The sequence below is a fragment of the Sphingomonas sp. genome (genome assembly GCF_050725575.1).
GTDB lineage: Bacteria > Pseudomonadota > Alphaproteobacteria > Sphingomonadales > Sphingomonadaceae > Sphingomonas.
The window spans coordinates 1-22,247 of sequence record NZ_JBOHHW010000005.1 but is presented as its reverse complement, the minus strand read 5'-3'; the positions used below and the strand labels follow the sequence as shown (position 1 = coordinate 22,247).

Sequence of the window (22,247 nt, the reverse complement as noted above, 5' to 3'; positions counted from 1 at the left end):
GCCGACCACGGCGCTCTGGCCAAGTCTCGTGGCGCAAGGCATCGTCAGGAACGAAGCGCACAATCGCGAAGGGATGACCGTGGAAAAATCGAAGACGGCGCAGGTGCGCGCGCGGATCGCGCTTGCGACCGCGATCGCGCTGGGCGCGCTCTGGATCGGTCATGCCTTCGTGCCGTCGATTTTATGGGCTGGCGTGGTGACCGTCGCGGTCGAGCCGCTGCGTCGCCGCATCGTGACCCGCTGGCCCGGCCGTCACACGCTCGCTGCCAGCGTGATCACCCTGGCGGTGCTGCTGATCGTCGTGGTGCCGGTGGTGATCGCCGTCTCACGCGCGGTGGTGGAAGCACAAGGCGCGGCACTCTGGCTCGCGCAGGCACGCGCCAATGGCGTTCCCATCCCGGCCTGGGTGGCGACCTTGCCGATCGGCTCGGCGGAGGTCACTGCCTGGTGGAACACCCATCTGCTCACCGCGGCGGCCGCGTCGGAGCAGCTGGGGCGGATCGACACCGACACGCTGCTCAAACAATCGCAAACGCTGACCCACGGCGTCATCAGGCGCGTCATCGTGTTCGCCTTCACGATCGTTGTGCTGTTTTTCCTGATCCGTGATCGCGACACCGTCGTTCAGCAACTGGAGCGCGGTACCCAGCGTGCGTTCGGCGAGGCCGGCATTCGCCTGGGCCGGCAGATCTCGGCGTCGGTGCGGGGAACGGTCGACGGGCTGGTCCTGCTCGGCCTGGCGCAGGGCATCATCATGGCGGTCATCTATGCCATTGCCGGGGTGCCGCATCCGATCCTGATGGGCCTGTTATCCGGCCTCGCGTCGATCGTGCCGTTTGGGCTGGTCGCGGTCCTGCTGATCGCGATGGCGTTGCTGGTCCTCAACGGTTTCGTCACGGCGGCGATCGTGGTCGGCCTTCTCGGCTTCGTGATCAATTTCGTGATCGATCACTTCCTGCGCCCCGGCCTGATCGGCGGCACGACCCGCCTGCCGTTCGTATGGGTGCTGATCGGCATCGTCGGCGGGGTGGAGACGATCGGGCTTCTGGGCCTGTTCGTCGGCCCCGCCGTGATGGCGGCACTGGTCCTGATCTGGCGCGAATGGATCGCGGACGGCGACATTGGCGTACCGGGTGACGCGGCCTGAAACCGTGCGCGCCATGATATTTCAGGCCCCGGTACTAAACTATCGGGCTATTTCGGGGACACTATACTAACCATCCGCAGATTTTCCGATCAGCGATGCACAATGACGCGCGCCAGTTCGGTACAGTGCCCCCAATCTTCCCGGGCAGAGCAGCACAAGAGCTACCGTGCCGGATCGGTCAAACCTGTTCGATCTCAATGAACGAATAATCGGCGATGTTCGTCACATTGACCGGGCCCATGATCGCGGTGAGTGCCTTGATTTGCAGGGTTTCACCGCCATTCAACCAGACCGCGGCGGAAACGGTTACCCAAACCGGCTGCACGGTCGCCGCATAGTTCTGGGCCGCGCACCGGTGAATGATTGTGCCGCCATTCTTGAAGACGGCCAGTGCGACATCGGCATTCGATGCGATGGCCGGCAAGCGCACTTGTGCCTTGACGTTGAACCAGCCCGCGCAGTGAGATGTGAATATGCCGGCCGCGAACTCCCCGTTCGTGTCAGTGATCACTGTATCATAGGGAATTCCTGCGCCGTTGGTGATCGTTGTCGCCGTGCCGATATAGGCTTGGACGATCGACTTACGGGCCCGCCGGATGGTGCTGACATCCTTCCCGGCGCCGGCAGTACTCGCGATATAGGCAAATTGCGTGGCCCAGCCATCGCCGTCGGCATCGAAGAAATTGTTGGAGCCGCTCTCCTCGAAGACGACGTATTTCATCGCCGAGCCATTCCCATAGGCTGTTACGGCAATGTGATTATACATCGGCCTGTACGTTGCCGAGGTACTGTCCGTTGCGACCGCCGCGCTGTTAGGATACGCTCCCGGGTCCAGTTCACCGACACGAGAAGCCGTCAGTTCGATACGATTGCGCTGTACCACCTTGGGTGAGGTTGAATCACTGGCACCGCCCAGGACCAGAGCAGATTTCGCCGTGCCGTCTACCGTCGCCTTGATGATATTGTAGCTGGCGCCATGGATCAGCTTGACGCCGTTATTGTAGCAATTGCGGGCGACGACGGTCAGGTTGCAATGATCGGAGAAGAGATCGCAACCCTCGCCGACATCTTCTGCATAAATTGTCCCGCGTAGCCCTGCATAGCCGATGGCCTGGCCGTTAAATCCATCGGTTTGCTCGCCATAGTGCGCCCTCGCGGCAGCACCGAGCCGAATGCGACGACAGTCGACATCGAAATCGATGCCGGTCGAATTGAGGCCGCCCACGCGGTTCGCATCAACGCCGACGCCGGTGATCTGCATGGTCGGCAATGTGGTGGAATTGGTTCCGCAATCATGGACATAGGCTCTGACTACGCCGCCCGTCACGCTATCGAGGGTGACGATGGGAAACTCGGCTTCCTTGAAGTTGGACGCCTCAATATCGAGCGTGGGACGAATGCAATTGCGCACCGCGATGCCACTGCAGGTCCGGATCGATGTGCTGGCCTCCATCTCGATTTTTGCTTCGACGATAATGTTGCTCACGCCATAGGCGTAGACCCCCGCTTTGCTGAAGCCGCCGGCATAGGTCGAAACGTCGAACTTGCCGGTCCCGGTGAGCATCCTGAGCGTGCCGCCGCCGACAAAGCCGCCATTCGCCGGAATGGTGAGCTGAGTTCCAAAAGCAAACGTTGCATTGGGTGCCAGCCAGACGAGATTCCCGCTGTTCAATGCGCTCTGGAGTGCCGCAGCGTCGTCAGTCGAGCCGTTAGCTGCAGCATTATAGGGTGGCTCGCGGGGATCGATGATCATGGTCATTATTCAGCCTTTCCGGGTCGAGATGGTTGCGCTGTTCCAGTCGGCGCAGATGCCTTCTTTTGGGGGCTGAAGGGCATTCGACGCCAAGGAACAAAAGGAGAACATATCCAACAAGGAAAGGCTTGGCCTGCAGTTTCTGGAAATCGGATGATGGCAGTTCGCGGGGGGAGAAACCGATGACAGTGCATCTAATGCCAGCGCCCGATAGCGGTTGCTCAACCCTATTTCGGGAACACGATACCAAATTATCCGCAGATTTCTGGATCTGGTGATACGCAATGACGTGCGCCAATCACGTGTTAGCGCGCCCAAATCTTACCGGCCCGGAGTCAGCCACATGCCCGCTACTATTAATCGGACCTCTGTCGACGACCTGAATCGGGCCAATATCGGCAAGCTTCCGGAACATCTGGGCCTGATCATCACTGAGGTAGGAGACGGGCGGGTCGTCGGGCAGTTTACAGTGCGACCGGACCTTGTCTCGCATACCGGCTATCTTCTCGCCGGCGTCGGCCTGACCCTGGCCGACCTGCTCTGTGCCTATGGTGTTTCGAGCGCCTGGCCGGATGGCGCGAAAAGCTTCACGACGGCGGAAGTTAAATGCAATTTCATTGGTACCGCATTGGAGGGTGAGGTGCAGATCACTGCCAGCCTGGTTCATGGCGGTCGCACCACGCAACTCTGGGATGCGGAGATTGTCTCGTTGGTCAGCGGTCGGCGAATGGCACTCTTCCGGGCCACCCAAATCATTCTCTACCCGTGAACCTCATGGCGCTAGTCTCGAATGATTGCGAACTGCTCGATGCGCTGAAGCTGCGGTTCGTCGCACACATGATCAAAAAGGTCGCGCTTGCCCGGGTTAAAGGAGCTGCATTATTACCTTGCAATGCAAGTATATCGCAGCCAATACCCTTGTATGGCAAGGCAATCAGATGATTCCCATGATGCGATCAGCAGGTGGGAGATTCAGCTGCGCAAAGGCGTGCTGGAATTCGTTATCCTTCTATCGCTGAGCGAGCGCGAGCAATATGGCTTCGAGCTGATATCCGGCATCGCCAAAAGCGCGGCGATCGATGTACCGGAGGGGACGCTGTACCCACTAATGCTGCGTCTGGCGAAGGACGGTCTGATATCCTCCCGCCTGGCAGAGGGTGACGGCGGCGCACCGCGAAAATACTACGCTCTGACCGTTCAGGGCCGGGAGCTGCTGCGGAGCATGATCCCCTCATGGTCGAAGCTCACTGCCTCCGTCGATCGTCTGCTTCCAGGAGTGACCATATGACCCCCATCCTTGTTGATCCAGCCGCATGGCGTCGCTGGGATAGCTATTTCGCAGAAGTGGATCGCCTTCTCTCGCGTGCCGGTGCCGACGCGGCGGAGTTGCGCAGCGATCTGGCAGCGCATGTCGCCGACAGCATGGCCGCCGCGCCCGGCGGGAGCGAACTCGATCGGCTGGATGCGGCCTTGTCCCGTCTTGGCCGGCCTATCGACTATCTGCGCCCCCTGCTCGCGGATGAATTGATCGAGCGGGGAACACGCACCTACAGCCCGATCATGATCGGGCGCGGGCTTTTCCATGCGATCATGGCCGGCTCACGCCGCACGGTGATCGCGCTTGCGTTTGGCATTGGCTACCTGCTGCTGGCCATCTTCGCGGCGATGGCCGCGCTCAAGCCGTTATGGGGCGAGCATGTCGGCCTGTTCCGCCATGCGGATGGCACGATAGGCGCGGGCATTGTCGCCACCGTTCCGAACGCGCGCGAATTGCTGGGCTGGTGGTCGATCCCGATCACACTGGTGCTGGTAGCGCTGCTATATGTCGCAATGACTCGGGGTCTGCGAGGTCTTCGCCATTGAACGCGGCATTTCAGATTACGCAACGACGCGCGCCAATTGAGTATAGGGTCCCTTCTTGAGCAGTTCCTCAAGAATACGAAACCGCTCTGAAACGCCGGGGTGACAGCCCAACTTTTAATTTTGACCATAAATAACTGATATATAATAATATTATTTAATCTCCAAACATCCGCCCGCGCCAGAGATACGGCACAACCGGTGTCCCATATCTCTCCCGGCCAGCCGCCCAAATCCCCCATCACAGCCGTTGAGCAGATCGATTCACATCACGCCCGGCTGGTGCCATGCCACTCTCGGAGCCCAGGCTTTCATGTCATGAGCGGAAGCCTCCTCGACCGGCCGAATTCAATTGTGCAGGCCCGAACATCAACCGGCCGAAAACCGGAAAGAGCGTGTCATGATCCCACCTAAGGCTTTTCCCGATCGTCCCGCAGCACAGCCGCAAAAATTCCCGTCCGGAACAAAAATCCCGTACGAATTCCCGTAAATTCCCGTTACGCGCTCAAAAAAGCATTTCCCGTAGAAATTCCCGTTGCCACGGGAATTTGCGATCACCGCAACGCCCGCACCGGGCACGCTGCGGCGCCAACCGAACGCCCGCCGAATCAATGCCGCGGATCGGCGGCGCGCCCCTTTCCCCTGCCCCGCCACTCTGCCAGATGACGGCAACACAGGGGAGAATCAGCGTGCGTCATCTGCTTGCCGCCACCGCCATCAGCGTCCTTGCCATCACCGCGAACCCGCTGGCCGCACAGGTCAAGACGCCCGACCGGCCGGTCACCGATCCGAAAAGCGTCACGTCACCGGTCAATCCCAATGCCCGCGCCGTACCGGTTGAGGATATCGGCACCTCGCGCACACTCGGCAGCACAGCCTGGAGCGCCGACGGCAAGCATATATTTGTCGCGACCAACCTGACCGGCCGCACCAATATCTGGCGCACCGATACGGCGGGCAGCTGGCCGGTACAGATCACGCAGTCGGATGATTCACAGACCGGGCTGGTCACCTCGGCCGACGGAAAATATGTCTATTTCAAGCAGGATGTCGGCGGCAATGAATATACCGACATCTACCGCGTGCCGGTCAATGGCGGTGCGGTCGAGAATCTGACCAACACCCCCGACCGTCAGGAGAGCGACATGCTGGTCGGCCCGAAGGACGGGCTGATCGCGCTGTCGGTCAAGCTCAAGTCGCAAGGCCAGTCGAACGTCGCGGTGATGGACGCCGACGGCAAGGTCCGTGTGCTGACGCAGGAAGCCGACGCGCAGTTCGGCTGGTCGCCGGTGGCGTGGATCGAGGGTGGTGCGGCGCTCATCGCCGGGCGCAACCGGGTCGATTCGCGCGTTGCCGAAGTGTGGCGGATCAACATCGCCAGCGGCGCCGCAACCAAATTGCTCGGCAAGGCCGACACCGTCTATCAGGCCAGTGACGTGACCGCCGACGGCAAATGGATTGCGGTCAGCACCGATGAGGGCACCGGCCAGCTTCACGCCGGCCTGTACGACACCGGCGCCAAAAGCTGGCGCTGGCTGAAACCCACACCATGGGAGCAGGAGGCGAGCGCCTTCACGCGCGACGGCACGTCGCTGATCTTCGCCACCAATGCCGATACCCGCAGCACGCTTTACCGGTTCGATCTCGCGACCGGCGCCGAGACGGCATTGCCGATCGCGCCCGGGGTTAATTATCTCGCCGGGGCGGATCCGCGTTCGCCCGACGGCAAGACCTTGCTGTTCAGCCATTCGGGCGCGGATTCGCCGGCCAATCTCTATCTCTATGATCTCGCCACGGGCCAGTCGCGCCCGGCGACGCAGCTCGCCATCGCCAGCCTGATGCCGGCCGTGCTGCCTAAGTCGCAGGTGGTCACGTACAAGAGCTTCGACGGCACATTGGTCAGCGCGATCGTGACCATGCCCGCCAACCTGAAGCGCGACGGCGGTAATCCGGCGATCGTGCTGCCGCATGGCGGACCGACCGGGCAATCGCAAGACGGTTACAGCCGCTACGCCACCGCCTTCGCCAGCCGCGGCTATGTCGTGATCCAGCCCAATTTCCGCGGCTCGACCGGCTATGGCAAGGCATTCCAGGAGGCCAATTTCAAGGATCTCGGCGGCGGCGACCTGAAGGACACCGTCGCGGCCAAGAGCTTCCTGGTCCAGACCGGCTATGTCGATGCGAAACGCGTCGGCATCTTTGGCGGCAGCTATGGCGGGTTCATGACGCTGATGGCGATCGGCCGCGCACCCGACGAATTCGCCGCCGCGGTGCAATGGTTCGGCATCATCAACTGGCGCACCATGTATCGCGATCAGGATGAGCGGCTGAAGGCGTATCAGCGCGGCCTGCTCGGCACGCCTGAATCCGACCCCAAAGTCTATGACGCCGCCTCGCCGCTGACCTATATTCGCGCCGCCAAAGCGCCGTTGCTCACGATCCAGGGCGAGAATGACATCCGCGTGCCGCGCGGCCAGGCGCAGGAGGTCAATGATATCCTGAAAGCCAAGGGCAATGTGGTCGAGACGATCTTCTACCCGGCCGAAGGGCATGGCTTCCAGAAGCGCGAGAACCAGCTTGATTCGCTCAAGCGTACCGTCGCGTGGTTCGACACATATCTGAAACCGGCAGGAGCAACGGCAAAGTGAAGGCGACGATCTGGCATAACCCGCGCTGTTCCAAGTCGCGCGAGGCGCTGGCGATCCTCAACGGGACGCCTGGCATCGAGGTTGAGATAGTCGAATATCTCAAGACGCCGCCGACCCGAGAGAAGCTCGCTTCGCTCTATGCGCGCGCAGGCATGACGCCGCGCGAAGGGCTGCGCAAAGCCGAGGACGGCACAAAGACGCTGGCCGGAGCAAACGACGATGCGATCCTCGACGCGATGGTCGCCGACCCGATCCTGATCGAACGCGCGCTGGTCGAAACCGAGAAAGGCGTCCGGCTCGGTCGTCCGCCCGAGCGGATCCGCGAGATCCTTTGAGCGGGCTCGAACCCGGCCGCAATTGCTGGCGGATCGAACAGGTCGACAAAGCGACGGTGCTGATCGACGCCGACTGCTATTTCCGCGCCGCGCGCTCGGCGATGCTCAAGGCGCAGCAGCAGATTTTGCTGATCGGCTGGGATTTCGACGCGCGGATCGATCTGGTCCCCGGCGAGCATGTCGAGGATGGCGGGCCGCACAATGTCGGCGACTTCATTTACTGGCTGGTCGATCGCAATGCCGATCTCAACGTCTATCTGCTGCGCTGGGATGTCGGCGCGATGAAGACGCTGCTGCGCGGCACCACCATCTTCACCGTGATCAAATGGATGCGCCACCCGCGCATCCACACCAAGCTCGACAGCTTCCACCCGGTCGCGGCCTCGCATCATCAGAAGATCGTGGTGATCGACGACTGCCTCGCCTTTTGCGGCGGGATCGACATGACCTCGGAACGCTGGGACACGCGCGAGCACCTCGACGAGCAGCCGGGCAGGCTGCTCAATGGCAAGCCCTACAAGCCGTGGCACGACGCAACCACCGCGCTGCAGGGCCCGGTCGCCGGGGCGCTGGGCGAGCTGTGTCGCGACCGCTGGGCGCTGGCGGGCGGCAATCCGATCGCCGCGCCGGCCGTCTCGGCCAATTGCTGGCCGGACGATCTCGACGCCGATTTCACGGACATCCGCGTCGCCATCTCGCGCTCGCAGCCCGAAATGCCCGACGTTGAACCGGCGCATGAGATCGAAGCGCTGTATCTCGACCTGATCGCGCGGGCCGAGCGGCACATCTATGCCGAGAGCCAGTATTTCGCCTCACGCCGCATTGCCGAGGCGATCGCCAAACGGCTCGACGAAGCGGACGGGCCCGAGGTGGTGATCATCAATCCGGTCACGGCGGAGGGCTGGCTTGAGCCGATGGCGATGGACACCGCCCGGGCACGATTGTTCGAGGCGCTGAAGCATCACGACACGCACGACCGGCTGCGCCTGTACCACCCGCACACTGCCGGCGGCGCACCAATCTATGTCCATGCCAAGATCCTGGTGATCGACGACCGTGTGCTGCGGGTCGGATCGTCCAATTTCAACAATCGCTCGATGCGGCTCGACACCGAGTGCGATGTGACGATCGATGCCGATCATGGCGCGGATCCGGCCTGTATCCGTGCGATCCGCGACGGGCTGATCGCCGAGCATCTCGGTATCGAGATCGATACGGTCGCGGCCACCATCGACCAGAGCGGCTCGCTGATCGAGACGATCGAACGGCTGCGCGGATCGGGCAAGACGCTGATTCCCTATGACGTGCCCAATCTCAGCGAGGTCGAGGCATGGCTGGCCGACAATGAAGTGCTCGATCCCGAAGGGCCGGACGAGATGTTCGAAGGCTTCGCCAAACGCGGCCTGTTTCGCCGCCTGCGTTTCTGGAAGCGCCGCAAGGGGTGACGAATCTCCCAACGCCCGCTAGAGCCGCCGCATGAGCGAGATCACACCGCAAATCGTTGCCGAGCACGGCCTGTCGCCCGAAGAATATGAGCGTGTCCTGCACGCCATGGGGCGCGAGCCGAACATCACTGAGCTGGGCATTTTTTCGGTCATGTGGTCGGAGCATTGCTCCTATAAATCCAGCCGTATCCATTTGAAAAAGCTGCCGACGACTGGCCCGCAAGTGATTTGCGGACCCGGCGAGAATGCGGGCGTGATCGATATCGGCGACGGCCAGGCGGCGATCTTCAAGATGGAGAGCCATAACCACCCGTCCTATATCGAACCCTATCAGGGTGCGGCGACCGGAGTCGGCGGCATCCTGCGCGACGTGTTCACCATGGGCGCACGGCCGGTGGCGAATCTCAACGCGCTGCGTTTCGGCCGGCCCGATCATCCCAAGATGCGCCACCTGATCGCCGGCGTGGTTCACGGCATTGGCGGTTACGGCAATTGCGTCGGCGTGCCGACGGTCGGCGGCGAGGTCAATTTCCACCGCGCTTATGACGGCAATATTCTGGTCAATGCGATGACCGTCGGCGTCGCCGAGACCAACAAGATCTTCTATTCCGCGGCGTCGGGCGTGGGTAATTCGATCGTCTATGTCGGGTCGAAGACCGGCCGTGACGGTATTCATGGCGCAACCATGGCCTCGGCCGATTTCTCCGAGGATTCGGAGGAGAAGCGCCCGACCGTGCAGGTTGGCGACCCCTTTACCGAAAAGCTGCTGATCGAGGCCTGCCTTGAACTGATGGCCTCCGACGCGATCGTTGCGATCCAGGATATGGGCGCGGCCGGGCTGACCTCGTCCAGCGTCGAGATGGCGTCGAAGGGCGGCGTCGGCATCGAACTCAATATGGACCATGTGCCGTGCCGCGAAACCGGCATGACGCCCTATGAGATGATGCTGAGCGAGAGCCAGGAGCGCATGCTGATGGTGCTCAAGCCCGGCCGCGAGGATTTCGCGGAAAGCATCTTCCGCAAATGGGAGCTCGACTTCGCGGTGATCGGCCATGTCACCGATACCGGCCGCATGGTGCTGACCTTCAAGGGCGAGACGGTGTGCGACATCCCGCTCGGCCCGCTGGCCGACGAAGCGCCCGCTTATGACCGTCCCTGGGTCAAGACGCCGCCGCCCGCACCGCTCTACGATGTGCCCGTGACGACCGATATCGCGGCCGACCTGCTCAAACTGATGGCCTCGCCCGACATCGCCAGCCGGCGCTGGATCTGGGAACAATATGACCACATGGTCGGTGGCGACACGGTGCAACGCCCCGGCGGTGACGCCGCGGTCGTCCGCGTCCACGGCACCAGCAAGGGCCTGGCGATCACCACTGATTGCACCCCGCGCTATTGCTATGCCGATCCCTATGAAGGCGGCAAGCAGGCAATCGCCGAGGCGTATCGCAATCTGAGCGCGGTCGGTGCCAAGCCGCTCGCCACCACGGATTGCATGAATTTCGGCAACCCGCAGCGGCCCGAGATCATGGGCCAGTTCGTCGGCTGCATCGAGGGCATGGCAGAGGCGTGCAAGGCGCTCGACTTCCCGATCGTGAGCGGCAACGTCTCGCTCTACAACGAAACCAAGAATGATGACGGCACCGGCTCGGCGATCCTGCCCACGCCGGCGATCGGTGGTGTCGGCCTGCTTGCCGACTGGTCGAAATCGGCGACCATCGCGTTCAAGGGCACTGGCGACGTGATCGTGCTGATCGGCACGCGCAGCGGGCATCTCGGCCAGTCGCTCTGGCTGCGCGAAGTCCATGGCCGCGAGGAAGGCCCGCCACCGCCAGTCGATCTCGATGCCGAGCGCCGCAATGGCGAGTTCGTGCGCCGCGCGATCGCTGCCGGTGCGCTGACTGCGGTCCATGACGTGTCCGACGGCGGCGTCGCCGTGGCGATCGCGGAGATGGCGCTGGCCGGCAATATCGGCGCGATGCTTCATGCGCCGCTGCCCTGCGGCGTCGCCTGTTCGCTGTTCGGCGAGGATCAGGGCCTCTATATCGCGACCGTCGCCGATCATGCGCTGCTCGACACGCTGTCCGCCGCGCATGCCGCAGGGGTCGAGATGGAGCGGATCGGCCGCACCATTACTGACCGGCTGATCTTCGAGCTGACCGACGACGATCATGTCGTGACGCTGGCGCAGCTGCGCGGCGCACATGAAGGCTTTTTCCCGGCCCTGATGGGCCCTGATCTGGTCGGGTAAGGCGAAGCGGGTGGCGACCGGCTATTCTGGCACGCCGCTGGCCAGCAAGCTCGGGCTGAAGGCCGGGCAGCGCTGCTGGTTCCGCGATATGCCCGACAGCGTCCGCGCGGAGATCGATCCGGACGCGATCGGCGTGGACGAGCAACTGGCCCCATCTGCGGGTCTGGAAGCCGTGCATATTTTCGTCACGCGGCGTGAAGACCTGGCACGCGAGGTGACGCTGCTGCGCGGCCTGCTCGCGCCGGCCGGGTTCCTGTGGGTGTCCTGGCCGAAAAAGGCCGCGAAGACCGATACCGACATCACCGAGGATGTCGTGCGTGCGGTCGCGCTGCCGACCGGGCTGGTCGACATCAAGGTCTGCGCAGTCGATTCGACCTGGTCGGGGCTGAAACTGGTGATTCGCAAGGAGCTCCGCTGAGTCGAAAATTCGTGCGCCGCTGGGCTCACTCACCTCATATGGCAGCGCCAATTCGCCGATCAGCTCTTGCGAGTCATCCGCAAAATAGCTTGCGAGTGGTTCGCATTAGCCCTAGATAGCAGGCCAAGCGGTGGAGTTACCCATGGTCGTCTGCGTCTGTAATGCAATTCGGGAACGTGACGTGCGCGAAGCGGCACGGCAGGGCGCGACGAGCGCCTGTCAGGCTTATCGTGCGCTCGGTCGCCAGCCGAAATGCGGCCAGTGCGTCCCGTTTGCGCGAGCCATTATCGATTCGGAACGTGCTGCTGCGTAGCGTTCTCAGCCTCAGAAAACCGCAGAAAACCGCCATTTTTTGACTGTTCGCTTCCGGCTCGTTGCGCTATCATACGCGTAACGAACGGAGAATTATGCCATGAAGGGCGACGCGAAAGTCATCGATTATCTGAACGAGGCGCTCAAGAACGAGCTGACCGCGATCAACCAGTATTGGCTGCATTACCGGCTGCTCGATCATTGGGGCGTGAAGAAGCTCGCCGAGTTCGAGCGCCACGAATCGATCGACGAGATGAAGCATGCCGACTGGTTGTCGGAGCGCATCCTGTTCCTGGACGGCTTGCCCAATTTCCAGCTGCTCGGGCGGCTGCGCATCGGCGAATCCGTCGAGGAAGTGCTGAAAGCGGATCTCGCGCTTGAGATGGAAGCACTGCCGCTGCTGCGCGACGCGATCGAGCATAGCGAGAGTGTGCGCGACTATGTCAGCCGCGACCTGTTCCGCCGCATCCTCGACAGCGAGGAAGAGCATGTCGACACGCTGGAGCGCCAGTTCGAGATGATCGAGCGCATGGGCCTGGAGAATTACATCCAGCTCAACGCAAAGGCCGAAGAAGGCGAATAAGGGACCGGGGCGCGCGATCCGTCGCGCGCTCGGCCCCGCTTATTTTCGAACCGCTTAATTCTCGAACAGCGGGCGCTTGCCAAAGGCGGCCGGGCGACGCTCGACCAGCGGATTGGCTTCACGCTCGAGCAGGTTGAGCGTTTCTTCGAACAGCGGCCGCAGCTTGACGACATAACGCAGCGCCTGTTCGGGCGTGTCATGGCTCTCGACACAATCGCGAGCGATGGTTTCGATTTCCTCGGCCAGCTCGCCCAGCGGCTCGGCGCCGAACTGGCGCGCCTCCCCCTTCAACGTATGCGCCGGAATGACCATCGCGGCGGCATTTTGCGCGCGCATCGCGGTCTCGATCGCCGCGACCGACTTCACGCCGTCTTCGCGGAAATAGCCGAGGATGCGCACAAAGCCCGCCCCGAGTTCGCTGCGCGAACGCGAGAAGGTCGCCCAATCGACCAGCGTGCTGCCCTCAAATGACACTAGCATCTCCCTCCCCCCGGCCATGATCTGCCCTGGAGGTTCGCCTTGTTTCTATCCAGCGTCAGTAAAGGATGGATTGACGGAAGGGCCGGGTCGGTCCCAATTTGATTATTCAACCGCTTGTCCGGAGCGGTAAATCGCCCGGCCACATTATAGGTCGGGCAATTTCAACCTTGCCGGATCGACATGCCACTCACCGGTCGAACGGATTCTTCGGCGCCCGAAGCGTCAGGCGTACCGGCACCGCACCAAAGCCGAGGTCGCGGCGGATGCCGTTGATCAGATAGCGTTGATAGCTGGTCGGCAATTGATCGACCCGCGTGCCGAACAGCACGAAGCCCGGCGGGCGAGTCTTGGCCTGAGTCAGATAGCGCAGCTTGATGCGCTTGCCGCCGGGGGCCGGCGGCGGATTGGCCTCGATCGCTTTTTCGAACCAGCGATTGAGCTCGCCGGTGCCGATGCGCTTCGACCAGGCCTCGCGCGTTTCGAAGGCGACCTTGAGCAGCATGTCGATGCCCTTGCCGGTCGCCGCCGACACGGTCAGTACCGGCACGCCCTTGACCTGGCTCAGCCCTTCTTCGAGTGCTGCCTTGACGCCGTTGAACAGGCTGGAGGCGTTTTCCGCCACGTCCCATTTGTTGAGCGCCACGACCAGCGCACGCCCTTCCTGCAAGGCGTTGTCGGCGATGCGCAGGTCCTGCGCTTCAAGCCCGCGCGTCGCGTCGAGCAGCAGCACGACGACTTCGGCAAAATCGATTGCGTGGAGCGCGTCGGCGACCGAGAGTTTTTCCAGCTTGTCCTGCACATTGGCGCGCTTGCGCATGCCGGCGGTGTCGATCAGCCTGACCGCGCGCTCACCGCGGTCGGGATCGTTCCACAACCATTCGATCGCGATCGAATCCCGCGTGATGCCGGCCTCGGGACCGGTGATCAGCCGTTCCTGGCCGAGCATGCGGTTGATCAGCGTCGATTTGCCGGCATTGGGCCGGCCGACGATCGCCAGCTTGAGCGGCGCGTCGGGGTTCTCGGGATCCTCCTCTTCCTCCTCCTCGACATCTTCACGGTCGATATAGGGGAGCAGCGCATCGAACAGGTCGCCCATGCCCTCGCCATGTTCGGCGGACAACTGGACCGGATCGCCAAAGCCGAGCGACAGCGATTCGAGAATACCGGATTCCCCCGCCTTGCCCTCGGCCTTGTTGGCGACGAGCACGACGGGCGTGCGCGATCCGCGCAGCCAGCGCGCGATTTCCTCGTCGAGCGGGACCAGGCCGGCACGCGAATCGATCATGAACAGCGCGACATCGGCCTGCGCCACCGCTGCCTCGGTCTGCGCACGCATCCGGCCAGGGAGCGAGGCGGCGTCCTGGTCCTCGTAACCGGCGGTGTCGATGATGCGGAAATCGACGCCGACCAGCGTCGCATCGCCTTCGCGCCGGTCGCGCGTCACGCCGGGCCGGTCGTCGACCAGCGCGAGCTTCTTGCCGACGAGGCGGTTGAACAGAGTCGATTTGCCGACATTGGGTCGGCCAATGATCGCGACCGTAGGGAGTTTGGACATGAGCGTGCCTTACGCCGCTCCGCGGCAAAGGTCACCCCAATGTGCATTATCGGGGTCCCGTCACCGGACGAGACCCCGAAAGCATCACCGATAAGCCGAAATCCGGCCCTTCATATCGAGCACATACAGCGTGTTGTTGGCGACGACCGGCGGCAGGCTGATCGCGGCGCCGCCCTTCATCGTCGAACTGATTTCGCCGTTGCTGACCGATGCGGAAACGATCTCGCCTTCCGAATTGGTCAGGATCAGCCGGTTGCCGGCCAGAACCGGGCCGAACCAGGTGATCGGATTCTTGCGCTTCTTGACGTTCTTGTATCCGTCGAGCTGGCTGATCCACCGCACCAGACCGGTCGACCGCGTCAGGCAGACCAGCCGCGCATCGTCAGTGATCAGGAACAGCCATTCACCCGCGATCCAGGGTGTCGAAATACCGGCGAAATTCTGCGCCCAGACGCGCTGGCCGGTGGCGAGGTCGATTGCGACGGTACGACCGCCCTGCCCGACGGCATAGACGCGGCCCTGATCGATCACTGGCGCCGCATCGATATCCGCCAGCGACGACACCGAGGTCGAGATCGCCGAGCGCGACAAGGCATCCTGCCAGAGCGGGCGGCCATTTTCGTAACGATAGGCATTGAGTTCGCCCGACGAGAAGCCGGCGACGATCGAGCCCTGTGCCGCCGCCGGCGCGGCGACGCCGAACACACCCTGCGATTCGAGCGAGCCCGACTGAGTCCAGCCAACCGTGCCGTCGGCGAGCGATACAGCAAACAGCTGATTGTCCTGGCTCAGCACATAGAGGTTGCCGTTGGAAATGGTCGGCGAACCGCGCAGCGGGCCGCCCGGTTTCGCACGCCAGACCTCGGAGCCGTTGCTGGCATCGAGCGCCACCACATCACCAAGACCATCGGTCGCATAGACCCGGCCATCCTCGAAGCTGACGCCGCCGCCAAAGCGCGCGCCCTTGTTCTCGGTGCCCTTCACGATGCTGGTCGACCAGATTTTCGCGCCGGTATCGGCGGCAAAGGCGTGGACAGTCGCATCGACATCGATGGCATAGAGCCGGCCACCGGCGACGACGGGAGGCGCCGCGAGCCGCTGGCGGTTCGATCCACCATTGATGGTGGCCGTCCAGGCCCGCGAGAGCGAAGCGCCCAGCGCGAGCTGGCCCATCGATTTGGAGGCGTTGCCGCCCGGCTGGCTCCAGCTCTCATTGGTCTCGGCCGGCGGCAGCAGCACCTCCACCGCGGCAATGGTCTTGTCCGGCTCGCTGGCGCTTTCGGAGAGCAGGATCGGCACGCGATCCCCCAGCACCGGAGTCTTTTTCTGGCCGCCCTTGAACACGCCGCAGGCGCTGAGCGCCAGGAGAGCCGCGATCGCGAGCGGCACCCTCTTCCCTGTCATCATGGTGCTTTCTTTTCCTCAGGTGTTTCGACCGCGTCCACACCCAATACGCCCGCCATCTGAACCGCGCGTTGACGCAAGGTGGCGGGAACGGTTTCTTCGCGGCCGATCTGGCTGAACAATGTGCCCGCCAGGTCTTTACGGTTCATCCGCAGATAGGCGCCCGCGACCAGTTCGCCCGCGCTTCCGAACCAGGGATTGCCCTTGACCGCGAGCGGCCGCAGGCGATTGACGATAATATCGGGTTTCAGATCGTCGAATTCGATCGATGTCTGGCGCACCAGCGCGAGATCGCGGAACGGCTGGTCCAGCGACGTATCGCCGGCGATCTCGGCCAGCTTGGCGGCAGCGCCCTTCAAATCCTTTTTCTGCAGCAGCGCATCGGCCTGGGCGAATTTCGCAGTGGCGCGATAGCCATCGACATTCGATCCGGCGAGCTCCTGCAGGACCTTGGCCGTGGCCGGCTTTGCCGCGGCGGCGGGATCCTCGACCAGCGCCTGAAGCTCTTCGCCCTGCTTGCCGGCGGCTTCGGTCTTGTGATGCTGCCAATAAAGGAACCCGCCGAACAGCGCGAGGGCGGCAACCACGGCCAGGATCAGCCAGCGGCCATAGCGCGTCCAGACACTGGCGAGCTGGTCGCGGCGGAGTTCTTCATCGACCTCACGCAAGAATGCTTCGTCGGGGTTCGGCGGGACGGCCAAGGCAGGCTCCAGATACGGGGTCAGGATGGAAGGCGCGGACCTTAGCGGCGGCGGCGCGCAAACGGAAGTGACTCAATCCTTAGGCACGTTAGCTTCGGACAAGTCCATCCACGGCTCAGGACTTGGGTTGATATGTCTGTTCCGGCCCGGGAAAGGTTCGCGACCGCACATCGGCGGCATAAGTCTCGACTGCGGCAGAAATACGCCCGGCGAGATCGTCGAACTTCTTCACGAAACGCGGCGTACGTTCGAACATGCCGAGCATATCTTCGGTCACCAGCACCTGGCCATCGCAATCGGCCGAGGCGCCGATGCCGATCACCGGGCACGACACTTCCGCCGTGACGGTGCGGGCGAGCGGCTCGATAATCCCTTCCGCGACGATCGCGAAGGCGCCGGCATCGGCGATCGCGCGCGCATCGGCGACGATCTTGGCATGTTCGGCATTGCTGCGGCCGCGCGCGCCATAGCCGCCCAGCGCATTCACTGCCTGTGGCGTCAGGCCGATATGGCCCATGACCGGAATGCCGCGCGCCGACAGGAAGGCGACGGTCGGTGCCATCGCTTCCCCGCCTTCCATCTTGACCGCTGCCGCGCCGGTTTCCGCCATCACGCGCGACGCCGAGGCGAAGGCCTGTTCCGGGCTTGCCTCATAGCTGCCGAACGGCATGTCGATCACCACCAGCGAATGATAGCTGCCCCGCACCACCGCGGCACCGTGCGCGCACATCATGTCGAGCGTCACCTGCAGGGTCGAGGGGAAGCCGTAGATCACCTGGCCCAGGCTGTCGCCGACCAGCAATATGTCGCAGTGCGGGTCGAGCAGCTGCGCCATGCGCACGGTATAGGCGGTGAGCATCACCACCGGCTCCTTGCCCTTGCGATCAAGGATCGCCGGGACGGTCAGCCTTTTCATCGGTGCCGGCGTTGGAGTCGCGCGGCTGGTCGATGTATCGATCGTATAGGTCGTGGACATGGCCGCGAACTAGCGGATCGGACGCGCCGATACCAGCGCCGCGATCACTCCGTCACGCAATCCCAATCACACAATCCCAATCACACAATCCCAATCACACAATCCAAGCCCGCTTCCGCGCAAGGCCGGCAAACCAGACCTGGAACACCGCAACGATCGCGATGAAGATCGGAAATGCACAGGCGACGACGAAGCCCTTGACCGCGATCAGGTCGGTCGCTGCGAAGACCCAGCCGAACTGCAGGATCACACTCACCAGCGACAAGATGAAGAAGACCCGCGCAAGAGCCGAGCGGGCGAGGAGCGCAATGCCGCCAAGCAGGCCACTGATCGTCGCCACCGCATAGAGCCAGACGAACCAGGTCGGCTGGCTGGCCCGCAGATTGCGGTCATACTCGCTCAGCTGCGCCTTGACGGAGTCGCTCATCGCGGCATCCGTGTAGAAGGCGAACACGCCCACCACGCCCCACAGGGTGACGACAATCGCAACCACCCAGAACCAGACTGGCGGTGTTGCCCGAAGATTTGCCATATACTCCTCCCCATTGCTGGACGGAGGATGACTCTTCCGTGACGGAAAGGCAAATCGGCCCGATCCGGCCTGATTGTCCAGCTCAGGAACCCAGCCCCGCCGCGGCATAGGCATCGGGCTTGAACCCGACCAGGATCGTGGTGCCGGTATCGAGCACCGGACGCTTGATCATCGAAGGACCGGCCAGCATCAGCGCGATCGCCTTTGCCTCGTCGATATCGGCCTTGTCGGTGTCGGGCAGCGCGCGGAAGGTCGTGCCGGCACGGTTGAGCAGAACCTCCCAGCCGACGATCCCGGCCCAGCGCCGCAACGTCGCGGCATCGATGCCGGCCGATTTATAGTCGTGAAAGTCATAGGCGACGCCGTGCTCGGCGAGCCAGGTCCGCGCCTTCTTGATCGTGTCGCAATTCTTGATGCCGTACATGGTTGAGGTCATTGCCGCTCCCTTCGAACGTCGCTGTTTCAATATCTGCCGCGTCTCCCAGCGATCCGGTAGCCCGCGCGCATTTTATCGGGCATATTATCGACATGGAGGCTGTTGCGATCATTGCGAGGGGAACGCTCCTGGCCGTCAACTATGTGCTGGCGGCCGCGTTCGTCGCCATCATCGCGTTTGCCTTCCTGCTGACTCCCGCTTTCGCCATGGGCGCTGACGAACGGCTTGTCATTGGGCTGTTTCTGGCTCTCCCGGTGATCGGAGGGGCCTGGTTCTTTTACTCGACCAATGTGCGAAGAGACCGCGCCAAGGCGCGCTTCCTGCCGCTGTTCTGGCTCGTGCCGATCACGCTTGTAACCTTGTTCGTTCGCGCGGTCTGAGCGCCCGTTTGCCGGCAAAACCGGCAATTTTCAATGCCGCACCGCCGTCACACGGCATCCTTCAGAAACCGACCGAGCGTCACGACATTCTGCCGCTCCAGACCCAAAGCCGCATAGAATCCGAGCACCGCTTCATTGTCGTCGCGCACCATCAATTGCAGCTTCGGCACGCCGCGTTCGCGCAGCCATTGCTCGGCCGCCGCCATCATCGCCCGCCCATGACCGCCGCGACGCCTGTCGGGCGCCACCGCGAGATAATAGACCCAGCCGCGATGCCCGTCGAAACCGGTCATGACGCTGGCGACGATCTCGTTCCGATCGCGCGCAACCAATATCGTGCTGTTGGGCGTGCCGAGCGCGAGCGCGAAATCGGCCCGGGCGTCGTTCCACGGACGGATCAGGCCGCACGCATCCCATAGCGCGATCACCGCCGGACCATCCCCGGCTTGCGCAACGTCAATATCGATCACGCCTTCACTGGTTTCTCTCTCCTCGGTCATTTCCTGCTTTACCTCAACCTTTGTTGAGGTTTTATAGAGGCAGCTCCCGATTCGGGAAGGGAGCTTTTCTTGACGCATTCGCAACCGGCCGCGCGGCCGTCCGACCGTGATGGCCGGCTAGCTGGGCACGGCGATCATCCGCAGGTACAGCGCGGACAACAGCGTGGCGATCTCGTCAACGGTGCGCCCCGTCACGATCGCTTCGTCGGTCGCGCCGTGCAGGCCGTGGAACATGATGACCGCGACTTCGCGCGCGTCGCTGACCGCCCAGACGCCGGCCGCATCTCCCCCGGCCAGCAGCGTCGCCAGATCCAGCACCACCGGAATATCGCCCATCGCCTGGCGCAGCGGCATTTCCGCACCGTGGAACACCACGTCATGCAGGGCGCTCATATCGAAATAGGCGATCACCGCCGCCTCGATCCACGCCTTCAGCCGGCCATGCCAGTCATGCGCATCGCACGCATCCACAGCGCGCTTCACCCGGGTCATGAATGCGTCGGAAAAACGCTCGCGCAGCGCCGGGATCAGATCCGCCTTGGTTTCGAAATAATGGTAGAAAGTGCCCTTCGCGACCCCGGCAAGCAACGCGATCTCATCGACCGTGGTGGCCTCGACGCCCTGCGTTTCGAACAATGTGCCGGCCGCCGCGAGCAGCGTCGCGCGGCGCAGATCGGCGCGGCGCGGACCGGGCGGCGCACCGGATGGCCGGGGGTGGAACCGGGGTCGGGTGCGCCCGACACGGCCCCTGCGGACAAATCGCTCGATTGCCATCGCGTTTCCCTAGCGCGGGACGATGTCGCGACGCGAGCATCTTGACGGAACACGCATTAATTAATAATCATTCGCAATAATATTGACCATCAGTCGATTTAAACACGTCAGGATCGCAATGTCGACACTGCCCTCCCCGGATTCGCCCTCGCCCCTCACCTCCGATCGATCGCGGGTCCGTCCGCTGATCGTCGCTGCGGCGGTGATCGTCTTGCTGTTCGGTGGTCTCTACGCGTGGAAAGCCGCGCGTTCGGCGGCGCCCGCGCAAGGGGCACCCCCCGCCACGCCGGTCGCGGCAATGGTCGTGCAGCCAGGCGACGTGCCGGCGGCGCTGGAAGCGGTCGGCTCGCTCCGCGCGGTGCGCGAAGTGATGCTCGCGCCCGAGGTTTCCGGGCGTATCGTCGCGCTGCGCGTCACCGCCGGCGCCGATGTCGGACAGGGCGCGCTGCTGGTTCAGCTCTATGACGCGCCGGAGCGCGCCGATCGCGCCGCCGCCGTCGCCCGCGCGAATTTCGCCGCAGTACAGCTTGCCCGCTCGCAGGAACTGGCCCCGACCGGCGCGGAACCGCGCGAATTGCTGCAGCAACGCCGCGCCGAGCTCGATCAGGCGCGCGCCGCGGTCCAGCAGATCGATGCCCGGATCACCCAGAAACAGGTCCGCGCGCCCTTTTCCGGCCAGATCGGCATCCGCCGCGCCAATCTCGGCCAGTATCTCAACCCCGGCGACGTGATCGCGACGCTGACCAGCCTCGATCAGCTCTATGTCGATTTCACCGTGCCGCAGCAGGAATTGTCGCGCCTGCCGGTCGGCGGCGTGGTGCGCGTCAGTTCCGACGCCTGGCCCGGCCGCAGCTTTACCGCGCGAGTCAACGCGATCGAACCGCGCATCGGCGAGGATACCCGCAACGTCACCGTCCAGGCGGTGATGCCCAACCCCGATCGCGCGCTGCGCCCCGGCATGTATGTCACCGCGTCACTCGACTTGCCGGCGCAGAGCGGCGCGCTGGTCGTGCCCGTCTCGGCGATCCAGACCTCCGCCTCGGGCGACAGCGTCACCGTGGTTCGCGGCCCCAGGCCGCGCAGCGAAGGCAAGGCCGAGCCGGTCTCGGTCACCACCGGCCGCCGCTTCGGCGACAGCGTGATCGTGACCAGCGGACTCAAGCCCGGTGACGTCGTCGTCACCGAAGGCCAGATCCGGGTTCAGCCCGGTGCACAAGTCCGCATCGTTCCGGCCCGTCCGGCAAAAGGACGCTGATCATGCGCTTCACTGATCTGTTCATCCGCCGCCCGATCCTGTCGGTGGTGGTCAGCCTGCTGATCCTGCTGGTCGGCGGCGCCGCCCTGTTCCTGCTGCCGATGCGCGAATATCCGCGCATGGAAAGCGCCACGATCGTGGTCGACACCGGCTATCCCGGCGCGTGTGTGGATGCCCCCGGTATTGCAAGGTGATTCTTGAACGGTTGTGCCGGCTTGGCGCTTCTATCGCTCGTGTGTCAGGCCTCTTGCTGTGGCCTGATTTCGCCACGGGCCGGTATGCAGTTCGAAGAACGAGGTCCACATCGGTTCAGAGAGCTTTATTGCTCGAGCGCCGGGACTGGTTTGCTCGTCCTGGAACATGAAGTCCTTGCCGCATAATCGTCAGTCGATCTCCTTGCCGGGGCTTGTCGCCCCTAAGCGCATCCCGCCTCACCCTCGGTGGAAGGCAAGCGGGTCACGCCATCCGGTAATTCTGTTCCTGCGTCATCATCGCCCAGATC

At 63.2% G+C, this 22,247-nt stretch carries 25 protein-coding genes; 15 read left to right on the top strand and 10 right to left on the bottom strand.

The genetic code is table 11. The features are described 5' to 3' along the window. Positions 1 to 28 precede the first annotated feature (28 nt). Complete coding sequence (locus ACRECS_RS05005; RefSeq protein WP_431581862.1) at positions 29 to 1,147, top strand: AI-2E family transporter; 1,119 nt, start codon at positions 29 to 31, stop codon at positions 1,145 to 1,147. 178 nt (positions 1,148 to 1,325) lie between these two features. Here ACRECS_RS05005 and ACRECS_RS05000 read toward each other — a convergent pair whose 3' ends face one another. Then, positions 1,326 to 2,906 (bottom strand): hypothetical protein, encoded by a 1,581-nt coding sequence (locus ACRECS_RS05000; RefSeq protein ID WP_431581861.1) that lies wholly within the window; start codon positions 2,904 to 2,906, stop codon positions 1,326 to 1,328. A 337-nt stretch (positions 2,907 to 3,243) separates the two neighbouring features. Here ACRECS_RS05000 and ACRECS_RS04995 point away from each other — a divergent pair, with 337 nt between their 5' ends. The 10 genes from ACRECS_RS04995 to bfr all read left to right on the top strand — a co-directional run bounded on the left by ACRECS_RS04995 (position 3,244) and on the right by bfr (position 12,752). After that, positions 3,244 to 3,669: a PaaI family thioesterase gene (locus ACRECS_RS04995; protein WP_431581860.1), complete on the top strand. Its 426-nt coding sequence runs from the start codon at positions 3,244 to 3,246 to the stop codon at positions 3,667 to 3,669. Between the two features lie 87 nt (positions 3,670 to 3,756). After that, on the top strand, positions 3,757 to 4,188 hold the full coding sequence (locus ACRECS_RS04990) for a PadR family transcriptional regulator (RefSeq protein ID WP_431581859.1): 432 nt from the start codon (positions 3,757 to 3,759) through the stop codon (positions 4,186 to 4,188). Next, positions 4,185 to 4,763 carry a hypothetical protein gene (locus ACRECS_RS04985; RefSeq protein ID WP_431581858.1) on the top strand — a complete coding sequence of 193 codons (579 nt, stop codon included), beginning with the start codon at positions 4,185 to 4,187 and terminating at the stop codon, positions 4,761 to 4,763. The genes ACRECS_RS04990 and ACRECS_RS04985 overlap by 4 nt, the downstream gene beginning before the upstream one ends. Before the next feature lie 686 nt (positions 4,764 to 5,449). After that, complete coding sequence (locus ACRECS_RS04980) at positions 5,450 to 7,408, top strand: S9 family peptidase (RefSeq protein ID WP_431581857.1); 1,959 nt, start codon at positions 5,450 to 5,452, stop codon at positions 7,406 to 7,408. Further along, a complete protein-coding gene (gene arsC / locus ACRECS_RS04975) occupies positions 7,405 to 7,743 on the top strand; it encodes an arsenate reductase (glutaredoxin) (RefSeq protein WP_431581856.1) in 339 nt (112 codons plus the stop codon). Before ACRECS_RS04980 ends, arsC begins: the two co-directional genes overlap by 4 nt. Further along, the gene (locus tag ACRECS_RS04970) at positions 7,740 to 9,188 is read left to right on the top strand and encodes a phospholipase D-like domain-containing protein (RefSeq protein ID WP_431581855.1); all 1,449 of its coding nucleotides are present in this window, start codon (positions 7,740 to 7,742) and stop codon (positions 9,186 to 9,188) included. Before arsC ends, ACRECS_RS04970 begins: the two co-directional genes overlap by 4 nt. 31 nt (positions 9,189 to 9,219) lie before the next feature. Next, positions 9,220 to 11,439, top strand: a complete 2,220-nt coding sequence (gene purL, locus ACRECS_RS04965; protein WP_431581854.1) for a phosphoribosylformylglycinamidine synthase subunit PurL — start codon at positions 9,220 to 9,222, stop codon at positions 11,437 to 11,439. A 10-nt stretch (positions 11,440 to 11,449) separates the two neighbouring features. Next, entirely contained in the window at positions 11,450 to 11,857 is a 408-nt protein-coding gene (locus ACRECS_RS04960; protein WP_431581853.1) for a hypothetical protein, read from the top strand. 142 nt (positions 11,858 to 11,999) lie between these two features. Further along, on the top strand, positions 12,000 to 12,170 hold the full coding sequence (locus tag ACRECS_RS04955; RefSeq protein ID WP_082006538.1) for a (2Fe-2S)-binding protein: 171 nt from the start codon (positions 12,000 to 12,002) through the stop codon (positions 12,168 to 12,170). A 99-nt stretch (positions 12,171 to 12,269) separates the two neighbouring features. Further along, on the top strand, positions 12,270 to 12,752 hold the full coding sequence (gene bfr / locus ACRECS_RS04950; protein ID WP_431581852.1) for a bacterioferritin: 483 nt from the start codon (positions 12,270 to 12,272) through the stop codon (positions 12,750 to 12,752). 54 nt (positions 12,753 to 12,806) lie between these two features. Here the strand turns inward: bfr and ACRECS_RS04945 are convergent, their stop codons facing one another. From ACRECS_RS04945 to ACRECS_RS04935, 3 genes are all read right to left on the bottom strand, one after another. Beyond that, entirely contained in the window at positions 12,807 to 13,232 is a 426-nt protein-coding gene (locus tag ACRECS_RS04945) for an Hpt domain-containing protein (RefSeq protein WP_431581851.1), read from the bottom strand. Between the two features lie 187 nt (positions 13,233 to 13,419). After that, complete coding sequence (der, locus tag ACRECS_RS04940) at positions 13,420 to 14,787, bottom strand: ribosome biogenesis GTPase Der (protein WP_431581850.1); 1,368 nt, start codon at positions 14,785 to 14,787, stop codon at positions 13,420 to 13,422. 84 nt (positions 14,788 to 14,871) lie between these two features. After that, the gene (locus tag ACRECS_RS04935) at positions 14,872 to 15,960 is read right to left on the bottom strand and encodes a PQQ-binding-like beta-propeller repeat protein (RefSeq protein ID WP_431581849.1); all 1,089 of its coding nucleotides are present in this window, start codon (positions 15,958 to 15,960) and stop codon (positions 14,872 to 14,874) included. Between ACRECS_RS04935 and ACRECS_RS04930 the strand changes: the two genes are divergently transcribed. Next, positions 15,908 to 16,309, top strand: a complete 402-nt coding sequence (locus tag ACRECS_RS04930) for a DUF6212 domain-containing protein (protein WP_431581848.1) — start codon at positions 15,908 to 15,910, stop codon at positions 16,307 to 16,309. The genes ACRECS_RS04935 and ACRECS_RS04930 overlap by 53 nt on opposite strands. Here ACRECS_RS04930 and ACRECS_RS04925 read toward each other — a convergent pair. The 4 genes from ACRECS_RS04925 to ACRECS_RS04910 form a co-directional block, all read right to left on the bottom strand. Next, complete coding sequence (locus tag ACRECS_RS04925) at positions 16,191 to 16,892, bottom strand: tetratricopeptide repeat protein (RefSeq protein ID WP_431581847.1); 702 nt, start codon at positions 16,890 to 16,892, stop codon at positions 16,191 to 16,193. The genes ACRECS_RS04930 and ACRECS_RS04925 overlap by 119 nt on opposite strands. Before the next feature lie 115 nt (positions 16,893 to 17,007). Then, complete coding sequence (gene panB / locus ACRECS_RS04920) at positions 17,008 to 17,868, bottom strand: 3-methyl-2-oxobutanoate hydroxymethyltransferase (protein WP_431581846.1); 861 nt, start codon at positions 17,866 to 17,868, stop codon at positions 17,008 to 17,010. A 94-nt stretch (positions 17,869 to 17,962) separates the two neighbouring features. Beyond that, positions 17,963 to 18,400, bottom strand: coding sequence for a hypothetical protein (locus ACRECS_RS04915; RefSeq protein ID WP_431581845.1), 438 nt, complete (start codon positions 18,398 to 18,400; stop codon positions 17,963 to 17,965). 82 nt (positions 18,401 to 18,482) lie between these two features. After that, positions 18,483 to 18,836: an ArsC family reductase gene (locus ACRECS_RS04910; RefSeq protein WP_431581844.1), complete on the bottom strand. Its 354-nt coding sequence runs from the start codon at positions 18,834 to 18,836 to the stop codon at positions 18,483 to 18,485. A gap of 92 nt (positions 18,837 to 18,928) precedes the next feature. Between ACRECS_RS04910 and ACRECS_RS04905 the strand changes: the two genes are divergently transcribed. After that, positions 18,929 to 19,216, top strand: coding sequence for a hypothetical protein (locus ACRECS_RS04905; protein WP_431581843.1), 288 nt, complete (start codon positions 18,929 to 18,931; stop codon positions 19,214 to 19,216). Between the two features lie 47 nt (positions 19,217 to 19,263). Here ACRECS_RS04905 and ACRECS_RS04900 read toward each other — a convergent pair whose 3' ends face one another. Both ACRECS_RS04900 and ACRECS_RS04895 read right to left on the bottom strand, forming a co-directional pair. Next, positions 19,264 to 19,716, bottom strand: a complete 453-nt coding sequence (locus ACRECS_RS04900; protein ID WP_431581842.1) for a GNAT family acetyltransferase — start codon at positions 19,714 to 19,716, stop codon at positions 19,264 to 19,266. A 117-nt stretch (positions 19,717 to 19,833) separates the two neighbouring features. Beyond that, the gene (locus ACRECS_RS04895) at positions 19,834 to 20,490 is read right to left on the bottom strand and encodes a TetR/AcrR family transcriptional regulator (RefSeq protein ID WP_431581841.1); all 657 of its coding nucleotides are present in this window, start codon (positions 20,488 to 20,490) and stop codon (positions 19,834 to 19,836) included. Between the two features lie 118 nt (positions 20,491 to 20,608). Between ACRECS_RS04895 and ACRECS_RS04890 the strand changes: the two genes are divergently transcribed. Next, positions 20,609 to 21,745, top strand: a complete 1,137-nt coding sequence (locus tag ACRECS_RS04890; protein ID WP_431581840.1) for an efflux RND transporter periplasmic adaptor subunit — start codon at positions 20,609 to 20,611, stop codon at positions 21,743 to 21,745. Positions 21,746 to 21,747: 2 nt separating this feature from the next. Further along, complete coding sequence (locus tag ACRECS_RS04885; RefSeq protein WP_431581839.1) at positions 21,748 to 21,939, top strand: efflux RND transporter permease subunit; 192 nt, start codon at positions 21,748 to 21,750, stop codon at positions 21,937 to 21,939. Positions 21,940 to 22,247: the final 308 nt, after the last annotated feature.

Excerpts from the sequence above, each read along its gene's own strand:
- purL (WP_431581854.1), top strand. The coding sequence starts at position 9,220 with ATGAGCGAGATCACACCGCAAATCGTTGCCGAGCACGGCCTGTCGCCC.
- ACRECS_RS05000 (WP_431581861.1), bottom strand. The coding sequence starts at position 2,906 with ATGACCATGATCATCGATCCCCGCGAGCCACCCTATAATGCTGCAGCT.
- ACRECS_RS04905 (WP_431581843.1), top strand. The coding sequence starts at position 18,929 with ATGGAGGCTGTTGCGATCATTGCGAGGGGAACGCTCCTGGCCGTCAAC.
- ACRECS_RS04900 (WP_431581842.1), bottom strand. The coding sequence starts at position 19,716 with ATGACCGAGGAGAGAGAAACCAGTGAAGGCGTGATCGATATTGACGTT.
- ACRECS_RS04890 (WP_431581840.1), top strand. The coding sequence starts at position 20,609 with ATGTCGACACTGCCCTCCCCGGATTCGCCCTCGCCCCTCACCTCCGAT.
- bfr (WP_431581852.1), top strand. The coding sequence starts at position 12,270 with ATGAAGGGCGACGCGAAAGTCATCGATTATCTGAACGAGGCGCTCAAG.
- panB (WP_431581846.1), bottom strand. The coding sequence starts at position 17,868 with ATGTCCACGACCTATACGATCGATACATCGACCAGCCGCGCGACTCCA.
- ACRECS_RS04895 (WP_431581841.1), bottom strand. The coding sequence starts at position 20,490 with ATGGCAATCGAGCGATTTGTCCGCAGGGGCCGTGTCGGGCGCACCCGA.
- ACRECS_RS04885 (WP_431581839.1), top strand. The coding sequence starts at position 21,748 with ATGCGCTTCACTGATCTGTTCATCCGCCGCCCGATCCTGTCGGTGGTG.
- der (WP_431581850.1), bottom strand. The coding sequence starts at position 14,787 with ATGTCCAAACTCCCTACGGTCGCGATCATTGGCCGACCCAATGTCGGC.
- ACRECS_RS04915 (WP_431581845.1), bottom strand. The coding sequence starts at position 18,400 with ATGGCAAATCTTCGGGCAACACCGCCAGTCTGGTTCTGGGTGGTTGCG.
- ACRECS_RS04945 (WP_431581851.1), bottom strand. The coding sequence starts at position 13,232 with ATGCTAGTGTCATTTGAGGGCAGCACGCTGGTCGATTGGGCGACCTTC.
- ACRECS_RS04935 (WP_431581849.1), bottom strand. The coding sequence starts at position 15,960 with ATGGGCCAGCTCGCGCTGGGCGCTTCGCTCTCGCGGGCCTGGACGGCC.
- ACRECS_RS04955 (WP_082006538.1), top strand. The coding sequence starts at position 12,000 with ATGGTCGTCTGCGTCTGTAATGCAATTCGGGAACGTGACGTGCGCGAA.
- ACRECS_RS04995 (WP_431581860.1), top strand. The coding sequence starts at position 3,244 with ATGCCCGCTACTATTAATCGGACCTCTGTCGACGACCTGAATCGGGCC.
- ACRECS_RS04930 (WP_431581848.1), top strand. The coding sequence starts at position 15,908 with ATGGTGGCCGTCCAGGCCCGCGAGAGCGAAGCGCCCAGCGCGAGCTGG.
- ACRECS_RS04985 (WP_431581858.1), top strand. The coding sequence starts at position 4,185 with ATGACCCCCATCCTTGTTGATCCAGCCGCATGGCGTCGCTGGGATAGC.
- ACRECS_RS04910 (WP_431581844.1), bottom strand. The coding sequence starts at position 18,836 with ATGACCTCAACCATGTACGGCATCAAGAATTGCGACACGATCAAGAAG.